The sequence below is a fragment of the Kitasatospora sp. NPDC023385 genome (assembly GCF_055664045.1).
The window spans coordinates 21,078-38,145 of the sequence record NZ_JBVOOL010000029.1 but is presented as its reverse complement, the minus strand read 5'-3'; the positions used below and the strand labels follow the sequence as shown (position 1 = coordinate 38,145).

Annotated in this window: 12 protein-coding genes; 7 read left to right on the top strand and 5 right to left on the bottom strand. The window is 75.2% G+C overall.

Going from position 1 to position 17,068, the window contains the following annotated elements; translation table 11 throughout:
• Positions 1 to 137 precede the first annotated feature (137 nt).
• A complete protein-coding gene (locus AC0B61_RS31085) occupies positions 138 to 1,967 on the top strand; it encodes a phosphatidylglycerol lysyltransferase domain-containing protein (RefSeq protein WP_471744869.1) in 1,830 nt (609 codons plus the stop codon).
• Positions 1,968 to 2,242: 275 nt separating this feature from the next.
• Positions 2,243 to 2,938: a hypothetical protein gene (locus tag AC0B61_RS31080; protein ID WP_471744867.1), complete on the top strand. Its 696-nt coding sequence runs from the start codon at positions 2,243 to 2,245 to the stop codon at positions 2,936 to 2,938.
• A gap of 57 nt (positions 2,939 to 2,995) precedes the next feature.
• Here AC0B61_RS31080 and AC0B61_RS31075 read toward each other — a convergent pair whose 3' ends face one another.
• Positions 2,996 to 5,833 (bottom strand): SpoIIE family protein phosphatase, encoded by a 2,838-nt coding sequence (locus AC0B61_RS31075; RefSeq protein ID WP_471744865.1) that lies wholly within the window; start codon positions 5,831 to 5,833, stop codon positions 2,996 to 2,998.
• Positions 5,834 to 6,109: 276 nt separating this feature from the next.
• Between AC0B61_RS31075 and AC0B61_RS31070 the strand changes: the two genes are divergently transcribed.
• The 5 genes from AC0B61_RS31070 (at position 6,110) to AC0B61_RS31050 (ending at position 12,439) form a co-directional block, all read left to right on the top strand.
• The gene (locus AC0B61_RS31070; RefSeq protein WP_471744863.1) at positions 6,110 to 7,360 is read left to right on the top strand and encodes a rhodanese-like domain-containing protein; all 1,251 of its coding nucleotides are present in this window, start codon (positions 6,110 to 6,112) and stop codon (positions 7,358 to 7,360) included.
• Between the two features lie 167 nt (positions 7,361 to 7,527).
• Positions 7,528 to 8,190: a DUF5819 family protein gene (locus AC0B61_RS31065; protein WP_471744861.1), complete on the top strand. Its 663-nt coding sequence runs from the start codon at positions 7,528 to 7,530 to the stop codon at positions 8,188 to 8,190.
• Entirely contained in the window at positions 8,187 to 9,488 is a 1,302-nt protein-coding gene (locus tag AC0B61_RS31060; protein ID WP_471744860.1) for an HTTM domain-containing protein, read from the top strand. The genes AC0B61_RS31065 and AC0B61_RS31060 overlap by 4 nt, the downstream gene beginning before the upstream one ends.
• Before the next feature lie 9 nt (positions 9,489 to 9,497).
• The gene (locus AC0B61_RS31055) at positions 9,498 to 11,633 is read left to right on the top strand and encodes an FUSC family protein (RefSeq protein ID WP_471744858.1); all 2,136 of its coding nucleotides are present in this window, start codon (positions 9,498 to 9,500) and stop codon (positions 11,631 to 11,633) included.
• 5 nt (positions 11,634 to 11,638) lie between these two features.
• On the top strand, positions 11,639 to 12,439 hold the full coding sequence (locus tag AC0B61_RS31050; protein WP_471744856.1) for a TrmH family RNA methyltransferase: 801 nt from the start codon (positions 11,639 to 11,641) through the stop codon (positions 12,437 to 12,439).
• A gap of 47 nt (positions 12,440 to 12,486) precedes the next feature.
• Here AC0B61_RS31050 and AC0B61_RS31045 read toward each other — a convergent pair whose 3' ends face one another.
• From AC0B61_RS31045 to AC0B61_RS31030, 4 genes are all read right to left on the bottom strand, one after another.
• Entirely contained in the window at positions 12,487 to 13,827 is a 1,341-nt protein-coding gene (locus AC0B61_RS31045; protein ID WP_471744854.1) for a peptidoglycan-binding protein, read from the bottom strand.
• Positions 13,828 to 14,046: 219 nt separating this feature from the next.
• Positions 14,047 to 14,958: a pyridoxamine 5'-phosphate oxidase family protein gene (locus AC0B61_RS31040; protein ID WP_471744852.1), complete on the bottom strand. Its 912-nt coding sequence runs from the start codon at positions 14,956 to 14,958 to the stop codon at positions 14,047 to 14,049.
• 135 nt (positions 14,959 to 15,093) lie between these two features.
• Entirely contained in the window at positions 15,094 to 15,564 is a 471-nt protein-coding gene (locus tag AC0B61_RS31035) for a VOC family protein (RefSeq protein ID WP_471744850.1), read from the bottom strand.
• Between the two features lie 216 nt (positions 15,565 to 15,780).
• On the bottom strand, positions 15,781 to 16,797 hold the full coding sequence (locus tag AC0B61_RS31030) for an XRE family transcriptional regulator (protein ID WP_471744848.1): 1,017 nt from the start codon (positions 16,795 to 16,797) through the stop codon (positions 15,781 to 15,783).
• Positions 16,798 to 17,068 lie beyond the last annotated feature (271 nt).

Genomic DNA, 17,068 nt, shown 5'->3' with positions numbered 1-17,068 from the left:
TGACTCTTTCCGGCCCGGCCGCCACCTGGGCGGACGTCCGAGCGGGAGTCGCCGGTCAGTCCGTCGGGCCCGTGCGGGCGCTCGGCGCCGGGCCGTTCGCGGATGCGCCCCACCATCTGATCGTTTGGAATTGAGCTGTGTCGTCCACTGTGAAGTCGGAGCCGTCCGCCACGTCCAGCGGGCCCCGGCCCGTCGGCGTGCTCGACCGCTGGCGTCCGCGGGCCGCCGTGGCCTCCGTCTGGTACCTGCGGCTGATCGCGCTGCTGAATGTGGCCACCGTGCTGCTGGTGCCCTTCCGTGACCAGGTCAGCGAGCACAACGAGGGTGAGTACTTCACCCCGTACCTGATGACCTCGGGCTTGGCCAGCGCCGTGCTGTCGGTCTTCCTCGCCGTCGCGATGCGGCGGCGCAAGCGGGCCGCGTGGATCTTCAACGCGGCGCTCGGCGGGGCGTTCGCGCTGCTCTACCTGGCGGGCATGCTGGTGCCGGACGAGCGGTTCAACAAGCACCCGCTCAACTACATCTCCACCGTCCTGACCTGCCTGTTCGTGCTGGCGCTGCTGATCGGGCGCAAGGAGTTCACGTCCAAGGGCGACAGCTCCAACCCGAAGACCGCGGCGGCCACCTTCGTCGGCGGCCTGGTGTTCGGCGGCGGCGTCGGCGCGCTGCTCGTCTGGGCGACCAACGAGCTGTCCGGCGCGGGCTTCTGGGACCTCTTCCGGTACTCGGTCGGCCGGATGATCACCATCACCCCGTCCGTGCACCTGCGCTCCGTGATCAACGCGCCGACCTGGGTGAACGCCGCGATCAACGCGATGGGCGCGGCGCTCTTCCTGCTGGTGCTGTACGTGGCCTTCCGCAGCCCCCGGGGCAAGGAACTGCTCAACCCGGAGGACGAGGCCAAACTGCGCGGGCTGCTGGACAAGCAGGGCGAGCGGGACTCGCTGGGCTACTTCGCGCTGCGCCGGGACAAGGCGGTGATCTTCTCGCCGAGCGGCAAGGCGGCGGTCACCTACCGGGTGATCGGCGGGGTCTCGCTCGCCTCGGGCGACCCGATCGGCGACCCGGAGGCCTGGCCGGGCGCGATCGACGCCTGGCTGTCCGAGACGCGTGAGCACGCCTGGGCGCCGGCCGTGATGGGCGCCTCCGAGGAGGCCGGCGTGATCTACGCCCGGCACGGCCTGGACGCGCTGGAGCTGGGCGACGAGGCGATCGTCGAGCTGGACGAGTTCTCGCTGGACGGCCGCGCGATGCGGGTGGTCCGGCAGGCGTACAACCGGGTCAAGCGGGCCGGGTACACGGTGCGGATCCGCCGCCACGAGAACATCTCCGAGGCGGAGATGGCCGCGCTGGTGGCCAAGGCCGACGAGTGGCGCGACGGGGCGACCGAGCGCGGCTTCTCGATGGCGCTCGGCCGGCTCGGCGACCCGGGCGACGGCCGCTGCGTGATGCTCGAGTGCAGCGACGGGGAGGGCGAGCTCAAGGCACTGCTGAGCTTCGTCCCGTGGGGCCCCGACGGGCTCTCGCTGGACCTGATGCGCCGGGCCCGGGACACCGAGAACGGCCTGATGGAGTTCATGGTGATCGAGCTCCTGCAGCGCGCCGAGGAAGTGGGACTGAAGCGGGTGTCGTTGAACTTCGCGATGTTCCGATCCGTTTTCGAGCGCGGTTCGCGGCTGGGGGCCGGCCCGGTGCTGCGGCTGTGGCGTTCCGTCCTCGGATTCTTCTCGCGCTGGTGGCAGATCGAGTCGCTGTACCGCGCCAATGCCAAGTACCGGCCGATCTGGGAGCCGCGGTACCTGCTGTTCGAGAAGAGCAGCGAGATCCCGCGGATCGGCATCGCGAGCGCGCGCGCCGAGGGTTTCATCGTCGCGCCGAGCCTTCCCGCCCTGTTCCGACGCCGGCACGCCCGGGCCGCCGTGGTGGCGCCCCGGGTGCCGGTGGCGGCCCGGGACGGGAAGGGGTAGCCCTCCGTCGGGGGGCGGAGGGGGCCGACGGCCGGATGGGGGTCCGGTGGGGGATCTTTCTCCCCCCTGAGGATGACCCTTATCCCCATCCATGCCGATGTGCCCTTTGTTAAGAGGCTTCTAATGTTGGAGTAGACGAAAGTTCGGGGATTCAGGAGAAAACGGTTGTGATTCACAGGACCCACGCGGGGGGCGTGCGAAAGGGGCCGCTGGCGGTAGCCAGAACGGCCGCTCTCGCCGAGTGGGGAACGTTGTTCGCGACGGTCCGCGAAACGGTGGTGCGAAAGAAGTTCGCCGCCGCTCCGCTGGCCACGCTGGCGACGTCTCTGATCCTGCTGTTCAGCATCGTCCAGCACGTGCCGGGCGGTGAGCGTTTCGTCAGTCACATCGGGGTGGTGCGGGCGGCGTTGCCGTTGGAGGTCTCGCTGCTGCGGACCCCGCTGTCGCTGTACGTCCCGGCGCTGGACCTGCCGGTCTGGGGGGCGCTGGCCCAGGTGTTCGTGGTCTTCGCGATCGCCGAGATCGTGCTCGGCCGGCGGCTGACCCTGGTGGTGGCCTACGCCTGCACCCTGGCGGGCACGATGTTCGCCCGGTTCGGGGTGGCGATGGGGCCGGGCCACCTGTTCGGCTTCCCGAAGTGGGTCGCCTACGTGCGGGACACCGGGCCGTCGGCCGCGGTGGTGGCGCTGGCGATCTGCATCGCGTTCCGCTGCCGGGCCTGGTTCACCGCCGGCCTGGTGGTGACCCTGATGATCGGCGAGGCGGTCGTGCTGCCGAACCTGGCCGGCCTGGAGCACGTGGTCGCGGTGATCACCGCGCTGCTGATCGCCGTCTCGGTCGAGGTCTTCGGGGACTTCTGGCCGCGGGTGCTGGCCGGGGTCGGCGCCGCCACCTCGGTGGCCACGGCCGCCTCCCGGGAGGTCGCGGTGGAGGCCCGGCGGCGCCGGTCGGCGGGGGCCGTCATCCCCTGAGGGGCACCGGATCCGGCCTGACGGCCGGGGTACGGGCAGCCGCCCGTACCCCGGCCGTCACGCGTGCGGGAGGGGGAGCTCGAACCAGACGACCTTCCCCACCGCCTTGCGGGCGGTGCCCCAGCGCTCGGCGAGCTTGGTGACCAGGGTGAGGCCGCGGCCGGTCTCGCCGAGCTGCTCGGCCGGCTCCAGCGAGGGCAGGTTGTGGTTGTCGTCGCTGACCTCGACCAGCAGCTTGTCCACCCGGATCAGCTGGAGGCGGACCCGGTCTCGAGCGACCCGGACGGCGTTCGTCACCAGCTCGCTCACCAGGAGCTCGGTGGTGTCGCTGAGCGCCTCCAGGTGCCAGCCGGCCAGCTGCTCGCGGACCAGCGCGCGGGCCCGGCGGACCTCGCGGTGGTCCACGGTGAGGTCCCAGGTGGCGACCTCGGAGGGTGCGACCCCGTCGAAGCGGGCCACCAGCAGGGCGACGTCGTCCTTGCGGTCGTCCGTGTGCAGCCGCCGCAGCACCTCGTCGCAGGCCTGCTCGGGGCTCTGCTGCGGATCGATCAGGTTGCCGCAGAGCGCGGCCAGGCCCGCCCCTATGTCCCCGCCCCGGACCTCGACCAGGCCGTCGGTGCACAGCACCAGCATCGAGCCGTCCGAGACGTCGATGGTCTTGGCGACGAACGGCACCCCGCCGACGCCGATCGGGGCGCCGGCCGGGATCTCCAGCAGCTCGCCGGTGCCGTCCGGGTGCACCAGGACGGGCGGGACGTGGCCGGCGCTGGCCAGCTCGCAGGTCCGGTTGATCGGGTCGTAGACCGCGTACAGGCAGGTCGCGAGGTGGTCGTCGCCGAGCTTGTGGGCCAGGTTGTCCAGGTGGCGCAGCAGCTGGCCGGGCGGCAGGTCCAGGGCGGCGAGGGTCTGCATCGCGGTGCGGAAGCGGCCCATCGCGGCCGCCGAGTGCAGGCCGTGGCCCATCACGTCGCCGACCACCAGGGCGACCCGGCTGCCGGGCAGCTGGATGGCGTCGAACCAGTCGCCGCCGACCTCGGCCTTGGGGTCACCGGGCAGGTAGCGGTGGGCGATCTGCACGCCGGGGATCTGCGGCGGGCGGGTCGGGATCATCGAGCGCTGCAGGGTGGTGGCGACCCTCGCCTCGGCGCGGTGCAGCCGGGCGTTGTCCAGCGACAGCGCGGCGCGGACGGCCAGCTCCTTGAGCGTCGCGGCGTCGCTCTCGTCGAACGGGGCGCGGTCGGGCAGCCGGAGCAGCTTGAGGATGCCCAGCACGGTGCCGCGGGCGGAGAGCGGGACGACCAGCATCGAGCGGCCGGAGACCACCGGGGCCAGCCGGACGCCGCCGAGCGCGATCGCGTAGTCGACCGCGACGTCCGCGCTGATCACCGGGACCAGCACCGGCTGGTTCAGCTGCAGGGCCATCCCGGGCGGAGTGCGGCGGGGCATGCTGACCAGCGAGCCCTCGGCGAGCACGTGGTCCCAGGCGCCGCCGGTCTCGTTGCAGACCAGGGCGACCCGGCGCAGCATGGTGTCGTCGTCGGGGCGGGAGACCGGCAGCTCGGAGTCCGAGATCAGCCCGTCCACCAGGTCCACGCAGGCGAAGTCGGCGACCCGGGGGACCAGCACCTGGCACAGCTCGTGGGCGGTGAAGCCGAGGTCCAGGGTGGTGCCGACCTTGCCGCCGACCTCGTTCAGCAGGGCCAGCTGCTCGCCGGCCTGGCCGTTGGTGAGGAACGGGCTGAGCCGGCCGGGCGGCGGGGCCCCGGGGCCCGCGGGGGCGGGGACGGGCAGGGGGCCGGGCGGGGCCTGGTCGGCACGCGGCGGGTGGCCATCGGCGGACGACTCGATGGCGGCTCGGTCGATGGCGGCTCCTCCTGTGGTGGGTGGGGGCACGTCCCGGCCGGAGGCCGGGGGAGGGACGGACGGGCCGCCGGCCGCCGCGGCGCCGCTGACGGCGGCGACGGGCCGGGCGGTGGGCCGGGCGGCCGACGGGGCGCCGCTGACCGTGGCGGACAGGGCGGCGGCCTGGACAGCGGATTGGGCGGTGGCCGGGGGAACTGGCCGCTCGGCGGCCTCGCGCGGGCCTGGCAGCGGGGCGGCCGGGCGGCGGCCGGGAGCGGTCTGGGCGGGCTGCGGCGGCGGGCCGACCCGGGCGGCGCGCTGCTGGGGCGTCGGGTAGCGGCGGCCGAGGCCGGCGGCCGCGTGCGCCGTCCCGCCCTGGGCGTCGGCGGGCAGCACCGGCAGCACGGTGACGGCGTCGAGCCGGAGGGCGGGCAGCCCGCCGTGTTCGACCGCCGCCAGCAGCGGCGCGCGCAGGGCGGCGGGGAGCAGCCGGGCCAGCGGCTCGGGGAGCCGGCCGGCGGGCGCGGTGAGCGTCGCGGTCAGCCCGTGGAAGCCGCCCCGGGCGGCGGAGGCGGCGGCGAAGGGCAGCAGCCGCTCGCCGAGCGCCAGCCGGGGGCCGGTGGTGCGCAGCGGGCGCGCGTCGGCGGCCAGCGCGAGCAGCCCGCCGGACGGGCCGGACAGCGGGTACGCCCACCAGAGGACGTCGCGCTGGTGCTCCTCGCGGTCGGTGACGGTCAGCCGGCCGGCCCAGGGGCGGCCGGCCGAGGTCAGTTCGGCGAGGGTGTCGAAGGCGTCGCAGGGGCGGCGGACGGAGCAGCGGCCGAGCGCCCGCGACTCCACGGCGGGCAGCAGGCCGGAGGCCGGGCGGTCGTGGGCGACCTCGGCGCGGTGCCCGAACAGCTCCTCGGCGGCCCGGCTCCACTGCGCGATCCGGCCGGACCGGTCGACCAGGACGAGGGCGAGCCGGACGAGGGCGGCCACCCCCGTCGGATGGTCGCCCGGTGCGGCCCCGTCGGCCGCCGGACGCGGTGTGGAGTTGGACTCGGCCACCATGGATTCGGTCTGCTCCCGCCTGGCCGCCGCGCCTCGGGGCGGCCGTCGCTCCGGAGGAAGGGACGCTGTGCGGATACCAGCGAAGCACGGACGGGGGCGGGCTCGTCACCGAAACGGGGAGATTCCTCAGTATCGGTTGCGTGTCGCGCGGTGCGCGCCGGTCGACGCCCCCGGTTCACCCGGTCGGGGCTTTCGCGCACGGCGGTAGGGTGGCAGGCCGGGCCGCCCGTACGGGGCCCGCAGGACGCAGCCGGCCGGACGAGACAGAGGCGACAAGTGAGCGCGCAGAGCCCCGCCCGCTGGACGGACCCGGAACGGCAGGAGCTGGAGGAGCGGGTCGCCGCCGCCGAGCTCGCCTGGCTCAGCATGGACGTGGACGTGCAGACGCTGCGGGTCGAGATCGACAACTTCGCCCTGATCCACCACCAGCTGCTCGGCCCGCTCTACGCCCGGCTGGATGAGCTGGACGCGCTGGTCGCCGAGGCCGTCGCGGCCCGCACCGGCCGCCCCGAGGACCTGCGCCGGGCCGCCGAGGCGCGCCGGCAGGTCGAGGAACTGCCGGACCTGGACGCGCTGTTCGACTCCGTACGGGAGCAGTCCGGGCAGGGGCAGGAGGCGGCCCCGCCGCCCGCCGCACCGACCAGGGTGCGGCCCGGCAAGGACGCCCAGCGGGTCTACCGCGAGCTGGTCCGCCGCGCCCACCCCGACCTCACCACCGACCCGGGCGAGCAGCGGCGCCGGGCCGCCTTCCTGGTCCGGGTCAACGAGGCCTACGCGTACGGGGACGCCGCCGCGCTGGAGGGCCTGGCCGCCGAGTGGTCCACCGCGCCGGAGGCCGCGCCCGCCGTCGACTCCCCCGACCGGTCGGACTGGCTGCGCCGCCGGCTGGACTGGCTGACCGCCAAGATCGCCGAGACCGCCACCGAGCAGGTCCGGCTGGAACAGACCCCGATGGGCGAACTGCTCGCCCTCGCCCCGCAGGACCCGGACCGGCTGCTGGAGCAGCTCGCCGAGGAACTGCTGGCCAAGGCCGCCGAACGGCAGGCCGAGCTGGAGCGGCTGCTCGGCGGCCACGCGCCGGCCGACGGCCGGGTGTCCGCGGACGGCCGCGCACCGGCGTCGGTGGGCGACAATGGCACGGACCCGAACCTCCCCCAGCCTCCGGCCGGGAGGCACCCCGATGCCCAGGAGAGCCACACGATGTTCGCGCAGATCCCCACCGCCGACGCCGCCGCCGTGCCCGCCGACGCCGCCCTGCTGGACGTGCGCGAGCAGGACGAGTGGGACGCCGGCCACGTGGACGGCGCGCTGCACATCCCGCTGGGCGAGGTGATCGCCCGGCTCGGTGAGCTGCCCGACGACAAGCTGTACGTGCTCTGCCGGGTCGGCGGCCGCTCCGCACAGGTCGTCCAGTACCTGGTCCAGCAGGGCCGGGACGCGGTGAACGTGGACGGCGGGATGTACGCCTGGCAGAGCGCCGGCCGTCCGATGGTGAGCAGCACCGGCCAGGAGGCCTTCGTCCTCTAGCGGCGGCCCCGGGTAGCGGCGGACCCTCCCCCGGGGCGGATCCGCCCAGGCCACCGGCCTGGGACGGAAGGGCCCGCGGCGCCCGCCGCCCGGTAGGGCAGGATGGGCGCGCGCGAGCGCGCCGGTACCGGGCCGGCCCCAGCCCGCGCGCCGGGCTGGGGGAGGCCATGACGGAGACCACGGACCGGTCGGACCCGGGGCGGGTCTGGTCGGGGCCCGCGCGGCTCGTCCTCGGCCTCGCCGGGGTGGTGCTGGTCGGGGGCACCGGGCTGTTCCTGGGCGCCGTGTTCCTGCACGTCGCGCCCGCCAACTCGCTGTCCCGGCAGTACCGCGCCGAGATCGACGGCATCGTCTACCCGGAGTTCGAGCAGAACTGGAAGCTGTTCGCGCCCAATCCGCTGCAGCAGAACGTCAGCCTGGACGCCCAGGTGCGCACCGTCGCGCCCGGCGGGGCCACCCGGACCCACGACTGGACCGGGCTGACCGCGCGGGACATCGCGGCGATACGGGGCAACCCGGCGCCCAGCCACGTCGACCAGAACCTGCTGCGCCGCGCCTGGGACCTCTACGACGGCTCGCACGACCCGCAGGACGAGGCGTCGGCCACCCCGCGCGGCAAGCTGGCCGAGCAGTACCTCAAACGGATCGCCCTGCAGCGGATCGGCCGGACGGCGGACGCCGAGCGGATCCTGGAGATCCGGTTCCGGGTGACCACGGCCACCGTCCCGCCGCCGGCCTGGAGCGGTGAGGCCGCGCCGCTGGAGCCCAGGGTGCGGGAGCTGCCGTGGTGGCCGGTGTCGGACGAGGACTACCGGGGGCTGCTCGGATGAGCGGGGTGTCGGAGCAGGCCCCGGGGCCGGACGGGGCGCTGCTCCCGGACGGCGTCCCCCGGCAGGCCGGGGCCGGGCAGCCGCCCGTACCCGGGCCGCCCGTCCCGGGGCCGCGGCGGGCGGGGGCGGCGGGACTGTTCGGGCAGGCCGCGGCGGTCTTCACCGGGCGGGTGCTCGGGCGTCACCAGGCCGCGGTGGTGCGGGTCGGGTTCGGGCTCGTCTGGCTCGTCTACCTGCTCCGCGAGTGGCCCAACCGGCGGGTGCTGTACGGCGACCGCTCCCCGCTGTCGATGGAGCTCGCCGAACGGCTGCTGGGCGACGACGGCGCGTTCACCGTGCTGCCGTGGTTCGGCGGGCGCCTCTGGTTCGAGCTGGTCTACCACCTGGCGGTGCTGGCGGCGCTCGCCGTGCTGCTGGGCTGGCGGACCAGGGCGAGCACGGTGCTGTTCCTGGTCACCGTGCTGTCGCTGCAGAACCGCGACGTCTTCCTCGGCGACGGCGGCGACAACGTCGTCCACCTGATGGCGGTCTACCTGGTCTTCACCCGCTGCGCCCGGGTGTGGTCGCTGGACGCCCGGCGGGCCCGGCTCGGGCGGACCGGGTGGACCCGGTGGACGGGATGGACCCAGTGGACGGGGGTGGCGCTCTGGGCCGTCCTCGGGGCCGCCCTGGCCGTCAGCCAGGCCGGCGACTTCTCCGGACACAGCCTCACCTGGACCGGCCGGACCTTCCCGTACCTCGGCTGGGCGCCGCTGTTCTGGGGGCTCTGGGCGGTGGCCGCGCTCTGGTGGGTGCTCGGGCGGCTGCGGCCGGACGGCGAGCCGCGGGCGGTACTCGACGCGCTGGCGACCATGGTGCACAACTGCGCGATGCTGGTGATCGCCGTCGAGGTGGTGCTGATCTACGCCACGGCCGGCTGGTACAAGGTGCAGGGCACCCGCTGGCAGGACGGCACCGCGCTGTACTACCCGCTGCACCTGGACTACTTCACCCCCTGGCCCGGGCTGTCCGCGCTGGTCGGCTCGGCGCTGCTGCCGGTCTTCCTGGTCTCCTACGGCACGGTGGTCGTGCAGGTGGCCTTCCCGTTCACCCTGCTGAACCGGCGGGTCAAGAACGTGCTGCTGGCCGTCATGATGCTGGAACACGCGGCGATCGCGGTGGTGCTCGGGCTGCCGGTGTTCTCGCTCGCGATGATCGCGGCGGACGCGGTGTTCCTGCCGACCGGCGCCCTGCTGTGGCCGGCGGCGCGAGTGCGCCGGATCGTTGCCCGCCCGACCCGGCGCAGGCCCGCACCCTAGGATGTCGATATGTCCTGGTTCGACGCGCTTCGTGACACCGCGCGGACCGGACTCACCCTCGACCGGGCGCTCACCGACCCCAAACGGGCCGCGCGCGGAGCGGTCGCCGTGGCGCTCGTGCTCTTCCCGACGCTCGCACTCAGCGGGGTCGCACTCGCCACCTCCGCCGCGATGGGCGCCTTCATCGCAGGCTCCGCCACCTTCCAGCGCAGCTTCCGGCCCCGGGCCAGCCTCGCCGTCGCGGCCGGGACCGGACTCGGGATCAGTACCTTCCTCGGCTACCTGGCCGCCGGCGTGCCCGGCCTGTTCCCGGTGCTGCTCGCGGTGTGGGCGTTCGGCGCCGGCCTCGCCTGGGCGATCGGGCCCACCGCCGGGGTGGTCGCGACCAACACCGTCTCGGTGATGCTGATCGTCGTCCAGCTGCCCGTCAGCGCGACCGCCGCGCTCGGCCACGGACTGGTCGCCGCCCTCGGCGGCGTCGCCCAAGCCGTCGTCATCACCGTCTGGCCGATCGGGAGCTGGACCGCCCAGCGGGACGCCCTCGCCGACACCTACGCCGAACTCGCCGACTACGCCCGCCGGTTGCGGCAGGACCCGACCGCGCACGTCGACCCGGCGCCGTTCATGACCGCCCGGCACGCCGCCGCGCTCACCCCCTGGCAGGACCGACACCGGCCCCCCGAACTGCGCGGCCTGCGCGGCCTCGCCGAACGGATCCGGCCCACCCTCGCCGCCCTCGCCGACCCCAGGATCGGCGCCCCCGAGGAAGGCCCGGAACGCGACCGGGCCCGGGAGGTGCTGGCCGCCGCCGCCGAGGTCATGGACGCCCTCGCCCGGGCGATCCGCACCGGCGACCCCGTCCGGCTCCCCCGGTCCGCCCCCTCGCTCACCCTGGTGCGGCCGGACGACGACGGCCCCCGGCTGCAGGGCGCCGCCAGGCGCTCCGCCCGGCGGCTCGGCGGCCTGCTGCGCAAGGCCGCGGACGCCCTGGACCGCGGCGACGAGGACACCATCACCACGCCCGTGGTCGGAGCCGGCGGAGCGCTGCACAAGCCGTCGATCGTCCGGATGCTGCCCGTCGCGCTGCGGACCGTACGACGCCAGCTGCAGCCGCGGTCGGCCGTCTTCCAGCACGCCGTCCGGCTCACCGCCGTGGTCACCGTCGCCTATCTGCTGGCCCGGATCGCCGGGTTCCACCACGGGTACTGGGCGCCGATGACCGCCGCGATGGTGATGCGGCCGGACTTCGCGCAGACGTACAGCCGGGGTGTCGCCCGGCTGACCGGGACGGTCGTCGGGGTCGCCGTCTCGACGCTGGTGGTGCAGCTGGCCCACCCCGGGGAGTGGGTGCTGGCAGGGCTCGCGGTGGCCTGCATCGGCGGGTCGTACCTGGCGTTCCGGACCGGGTACGCGCTGACCACGGTCGGGATCTCCACCTACGTGGTGTTCCTGCTCGGACTGCAGGAGGGCAACCCGCTGGTGACCGCCGTCGAACGGGTCGGGCTCACGCTGCTCGGCGGGTCGATCGCGCTCGTCACGTACGCGCTGTTCCCGACCTGGCAGACCGCCAGGCTCGGGGAACGGCTCGCCGAATGGCTGGCCGCGGCCGGGCGGTACGCGGCGGCCGTGGTCGCCTGCTACGAGCAGCCGGCGGCGCCCCGCGACCGGGCCGTGCGGAGCGCGCTGCTGGACTCGCGGGAGGCGCGCTCCGAGCTCATCCAGGCCATGCAGCGCGCCGACGCCGAACCGGGGCGGCACGCGTCCGGGCTGGCCGGGGTGAGCCGGCGCCAGATCGACCGGGCCCGGGCGGCAGTCGGCCACCTCGGACGGGCGGCGGTCCTGCTGGAGGCCCACCTGCCGGCGGCGGACGCCGAACCGGTGCCCGGGACGGGCGAGTACGCGGAGGAGCTGCGGCTGGCCACGGCGCTCGCGGGCGCCGCCCTGCTGACCGGACAGCCGGTGGAGTTCGGGGCGGTGCGGGACGCCCAGGCGCGGTTGGAGGAACGGCTGGCGAAGGCGCCGCCGGGGGTGCAGCGGGACGTGGTGCGGGCGGGCACGCGGCTGATCGAGCAGGCGTTGCGGGACCTGGAGCGGGCGCTGCGGGGGAGCGCGGAGGGGCCGCCGCCGGGGAGGGTGGGAGAGTGAACGCCATGGACGACACCGTGGACGGGCCCGTGGACAGGCTCGTGGACAGGCTCGTGGACGAGGACGAGGTGGTGCGGGCGTGGCGGGCCGCCGAGCGGCAGCCGGGGGCGGTGCTGCTGGACGGCTTCCACGCGCTGAAGCACGCGCTGCGCTTCGGCGGTGACGTCCGGCGGGTGCTGACCGCCGACCGGGCCGCCCTGCGGGCGCTGGCCGCCGAGCTGGCCGGGGACGTCGCCCCGGCGGTGGACGCGCTCGCCGTGGAGCTGCCGGAGGCGGTGCTGCGGACCCTGGCACCCCGGCTGCACCCGACCGGGGTGATCGCGCTCGCCGTCCGGCCCACCCCCGAAGCCAACCTGGCCGCGCTGGCCGGGCGGCCGCGCCGGGCTCCGGTGGTGCTGCTGGAGAACCCGCGCAACCTGGGCAACGTCGGGGCGGTGATCCGGCTGGCGGCCGGGTTCGGCGCCACCGGGGTGGTCACCACCGGCGACCTGGACCCGTGGCACCCCACCGTGCTGCGCGGCAGCGCGGGCCTGCACTTCGCCACCGCCGTGGAGCGGCTGACCCTGCCGCGGCTGCCCGCCGGGCCGCTGTACGTGCTCGACCCGGAGGGCGCCGACATCCGGGACCTGCCGTTCCCGGACGACGCGCTGCTCGCCTTCGGCACCGAGCGGCACGGCGTCTCGGCGGAGCTCAAGGCACGCGCCGACCGGCTGGTGGCGGTGCCGATGCAGCCGGGGGTGTCCAGCTTCAACCTGGCGACCAGCGTGGCGATGGGCCTCTTCCACTGGATGTCCGGCAAGCGCTGAGGCCCGCCCGGGCGCCGGGGCGCCGTGCCCCGGGCGGGCCGGGGGCGTCAGCCGAAGAGCCGGCGCCAGGTGTCCTTGCCGGGGATGCCGTCGGCCTCGCTGCCGCGCCAGCCCTGGGCGAGCTGGAAGGCCTGGACGGCCCGGCGGTCGCTCTCCGTCCAGCGCGGGCCGGGCCCGACGCCGTACGGGGCGCCGAAGCCCTTGCGGACCAGCTGCTCGCCGAGCTGCCGGACGTGGTCGTCGTCCCGGCCCGGGCCGAAGTACTGCGCCCCCGGGAAGTCGGGGGCGGCGGGCGGCGGCGGGGCCGGCGCGGCGCCGGCGTCGATGTCGCGGCCCTTGCCGTTGACCAGGTAGTCCCAGGTGCCTTTGCCGGGGATGCCGTCGGCCTCGCTGCCGCGCCAGCCCTGGGCGAGCTGGAAGGCCTGGGTGGCCTTGCGGTCGGCCTCGCCCCAGCGCGGGCCGGGGCCCTCGGAGTAGAAGCGGGCGCCGCCGCGCTTCACCAGCATCTGGCCGAGCTTGGTGACGTACGCGTTGTCGGCGCCCGGGCCGAACTTGTCGGCGCCGGGGAAGGCCGTCGAGGAGGCGCCGCCGTCGTTGCTCGCGGCGGACAGGCCGGTGTAGCGGTACGGGACGTAGGAGCCGGAGTTGTTCCAGTACGCGTACGGGGTGGAGCGCTTCTTGGCGCCGGGGGAGGTCTGCTCGTAGGCGACGTACCGGGTGCGGGAGGAGTCCGTCCAGCCGCCGAAGAGCGTCACGTGTGAACCGCCCTGCGGGTTGGCCGGGTTGTTGTAGATCAGCACGTCGCCGGGCTGGAGGTCGGTCTTGCCGATCCGCTCGGCGACGTCCGGCAGGGTCCAGGTGGTCTGGTTGCTGTCCAGGCCCCAGGCCATCGAGACGAAGCCGGAGCAGTCCTGGCGGTAGCCGTCCGACCAGTAGCGGCTCATGCTGTAGGGCACGCGCTGGTCGACCCAGCCCTGCGCACGCCGGATGATCTGCGCCCGGGTGACCGGCTGGGCGGTGGCGTGCGGGGCGGCGAAGGTGCGGGCCCCGGGGGCCTCGCCGTAGAGGTCGCCGGCCTCGCCCTGTGGGGTCTCCGACGGCTGCGCGGTGCTGCTGCCGCCCGGGGTGGGGCTGGGCGCGGTGACCGCGACGGCCGTACCGGCGGCGCCGGCGGCGGCCGTCCCGCCGCCCACCGCGGTGCCCACGGCGGCCACCAGCACGGCGGCCCGGCGGCGGATGCTGCGGGCCGCGGCGTGGCCGCCCTCGTGGACCGGCGCGGCCCGCAGCCGGGCGTGGCGGCGGGCACGGCAGCCCCCGCATATGCAGTCGTCCGCCGGTTCGACGTCGTCGAACTCCATCAGCGGCGACAGGGGGTCGGTCAGGGTCATGCTCCGCCTCTTTCCTGCGGTCTCTCCGGGTCACGGCCTGACGGCGTGACAGGACCGGCCTTTCCGGGCCGGCTCCGCGGGTCATCGGGACCAAAGTCCCAAAGCGGGCGGAGTGCGGCGCGGCGGATTGAGCCGGGAGGGTGACGACCGTTCGGCTCGTGGGCGTGGCGCGGGCGGGCCGGAGCAGTTAGTGCGGACCCGTCCGGACCTGACCCCCGATCAGCGCGGGATGGCGGGCGAGTACTCGGGATCGGTCCAGGTCAGAGGGGTTGCGTCGGCGAGTTCGACCACGCCGGTGACGGCCAGTTCGACCATCCGCTCGGCGCCCGGGACGGCCTGCCGGGCCTGCTCGGACCAGTCGGTGCGGGCCTCGCCGGTGACCAGCAGCGCCCCGCCGGTCTCCCAGTCGGGCAGCAGCAGTCCGGCCCGCGGGTCCAGCTCCAGGTTGCCGAGGGTCATGAACATGCTGTTGCCGGGGTACTCCGGCCAGCGCAGCCGGTCCGGCGCCACCGCCTCCAGGACGCCGGGGAAACCGCCGCGGTGGGAGGCGTCCACGCTGCCGTCCGGCCCGGCGGTGGCGATGAAGAAGGTGTCCGCGGTGGCCGCGGCCAGGCGCTGCGCGGTGGTCAGCCGCGGCCCCGCGGCGACCGTACGGGCGGGGCCGGCGGCCGGGCGGTCCAGCGGGGTGCGGCGCTGGATGTACTTCGGGCAGTTGGCGACCACCTCGTCGGCGCTGATCAGCAGCCCGCCCCGGCCGTCCGGGGCGCAGCCGCCGTTGAGCCGCATCCGGCGCCGGCCGGCCGGGTCCAGGGCGATGGTGCCGACCCGGGCCGGGCGGTCCAGCGCCTCGGCCAGCGGGTCGGCCGTGGCCGGGCGGGCGGCGACCGCCATGGTCCGCTCGTCCGCGGCCCGCAGGAAGCCGGCCGGTCCGGCCAGCTGGGTGGCCCAGAGCCGGCCGTCCGGGTCGGCGGCGCCGACGACCAGCATCCGGCGCTCGGCCAGGAAGCGGGCGGCGACCGCGGGGATGGTGTCGCGGATCGACCGGCCGGCGTGGTCGGCCCGCTCGGTCCGGCCGGCCCGGGCCTGGGCGGCCCGCTCGCCGGCGTGGTACGGCGTGCTGACGGTGGTCATGGGCGGCTCCCCCTTCCGGGGCTGGTCGGACTCGGTCGGCCGGATCCGGTCGGATTCGGCCGACCGGTCTCTCGGTATCGGCGGGGGTGCGGCCGGTCGGGGCCGGCCGGGTTGCGGCGACGGTCGGGCAGAGGCCTAGAAGAAGCCGCAGGTCGGGGCGCCGACGGTGGGCGCGGCGGCCTCGGTCTCGTCCAGGCCGCTGCGGGTGTAGATCTCCAGCCGGATGCCGTCCGGGTCGGTGAAGAAGATGCCGCCGGAGGCGGAGCCCTCTCTGTGCGGGACGACGCCGTCGTGGGCGAAGCCGGCGCCCAGTTCGCGCAGCAGCCGTTCGGCGGCGCGGATCTCGTCGAGGCTCTCGACCTCGAAGGAGAGGTGGTGCAGGCCGGGGTTCGCGGTGGGGAAGGTGCCGGTGCTCTGCTGCCAGAGGGTCACCACCAGGCGGCCGTCGCGGCCGAGGAGGGCGTAGCGGCGCTCGGGGTCGGTGCCCTCCTGGGTGACCTGGAGGCCGAGGACGGCGCGGTAGAAGTCGATCGAGCGGGCCAGGTCGGTGACGTTCAGGCCGACGTGGCCGGTCTGCAGGGTGCGGAGCAGGGTGGTGTCGGACATGCCTGGTCACTCCTGGGGCTGGGGCGTCCGGCCGGGCTTCTGCCTAACCGATACTCATGAGAGTAGGAGTTAGGTGATGCAGCGTCAACCACTATGTGCGGGCGAAGCGGTTAGGTGCTCGGGCGGGAACGCGCGCCGACCGGGAACGCGACGGCCCCGCCGGACCGGACGGTCCGACGGGGCTCGGTGGGGACGCGCGTGGGTGGGAGCCGGGGGCTACGCCCACTCCCAGCGGATGCCGATGTGGCCCGGCTGCTGGTCCGGGGCCAGGACGTGTGCGCTGGCCGAGGCGCCGATCCACAGCTGCTCGCGGCGGTGGTCGACGTCGGCGCCGGGCTCGCGGTCGTAGCGCTCGCAGTGCGCCGGGACGGACGCCGGGTCGAAGTGCACCTGGAGCACGTACTCGCGCACCGGGGTGGCGAAGCGGCGGCTGTACTCCATCGTGGGGCCGCCGGGCGGGATCTCCACCTCGTACTCGAAGACCGTGCTGTCGCCGAGCGCCAGCGGGCGGTCCAGCATCAGCTCGCCGACGGTCAGGCCGACCTCCGGGCGGCGGCGCACCCGTCCCAGCCGGCCGTGCCGCACCGCGGTGATCTCCGGGCAGCCGGTGGCCTCCTCGTCGGCCTTGTGCACGACCAGGCAGCGGCTGACGCCGCCGACGGTGGCGCGCACCACCTGGCGCATCCGCAGCAGGTTGGCGCGCCGCTCGGCGTCCACGTAGTAGGAGTCGTGGATGCTCAGGCGCTCCAGCTCGCCGGCCGGCGGGGCGTCCAGCTCGGCGAAGATCGAGGCGATCTCCTGCTCGCCCGGCCAGACGTCCTCCAGCCCGAGGTGGCAGGTGTTGGCGGCGGCGGCCCAGCGGCCGCGCGGGCGGGGCGGGCCGAGCAGCGAGGAGAGCGCGCTGTGCGGCAGGCCGAGCAGTTCCTCCAGCAGGTGGACGGCGCGCAGCGAGCTGGCGCGTTCGGGCTGGCTGCGGCCGCGACGCCAGTAACTCAGCGTCGTGACACTGACCCTGACGCCCCGTTGGGCGAGGGCGGCGCGGATCCGGTCCAGGCTGAGGCCGCTGGCCTCGATGGCCAGGTGGAGGGTGTCCGCGAAGCCGCCGACCGGGGCGAGCCGGGCGGCGGGTGATGCCGGGGTCGGTGCCGGACCGGGCGCGGGCGGCCCGGGACGCTCCGGGTGCGCTCCGACCAGCCGCAGCCGCGCGGCGTCCTGAGGCTGCTGTGCGACCATGCGATGACCCTCCCCACCAGGTGAGTTCGGTGGGACCGGACCGACTCCGGGGCGCGCCGCGAGCGGCTTCACCGAGCTTTGGGGAACCCTATGCACGGTCGAGAGGCTACGTCATCAGTCGTGCGTATGACAGTGGTCACGGCAGGTCGACCGGATGGTTATCGATCTTGAAACAGTCCGGAAACACGGGGCTCGTCCGGGCCCCCGGATCCGGGGGCGGTCCGCCGGACGCGACACCGCCGGGGCGGGCCATGACGGCGCCGCCCCGGCG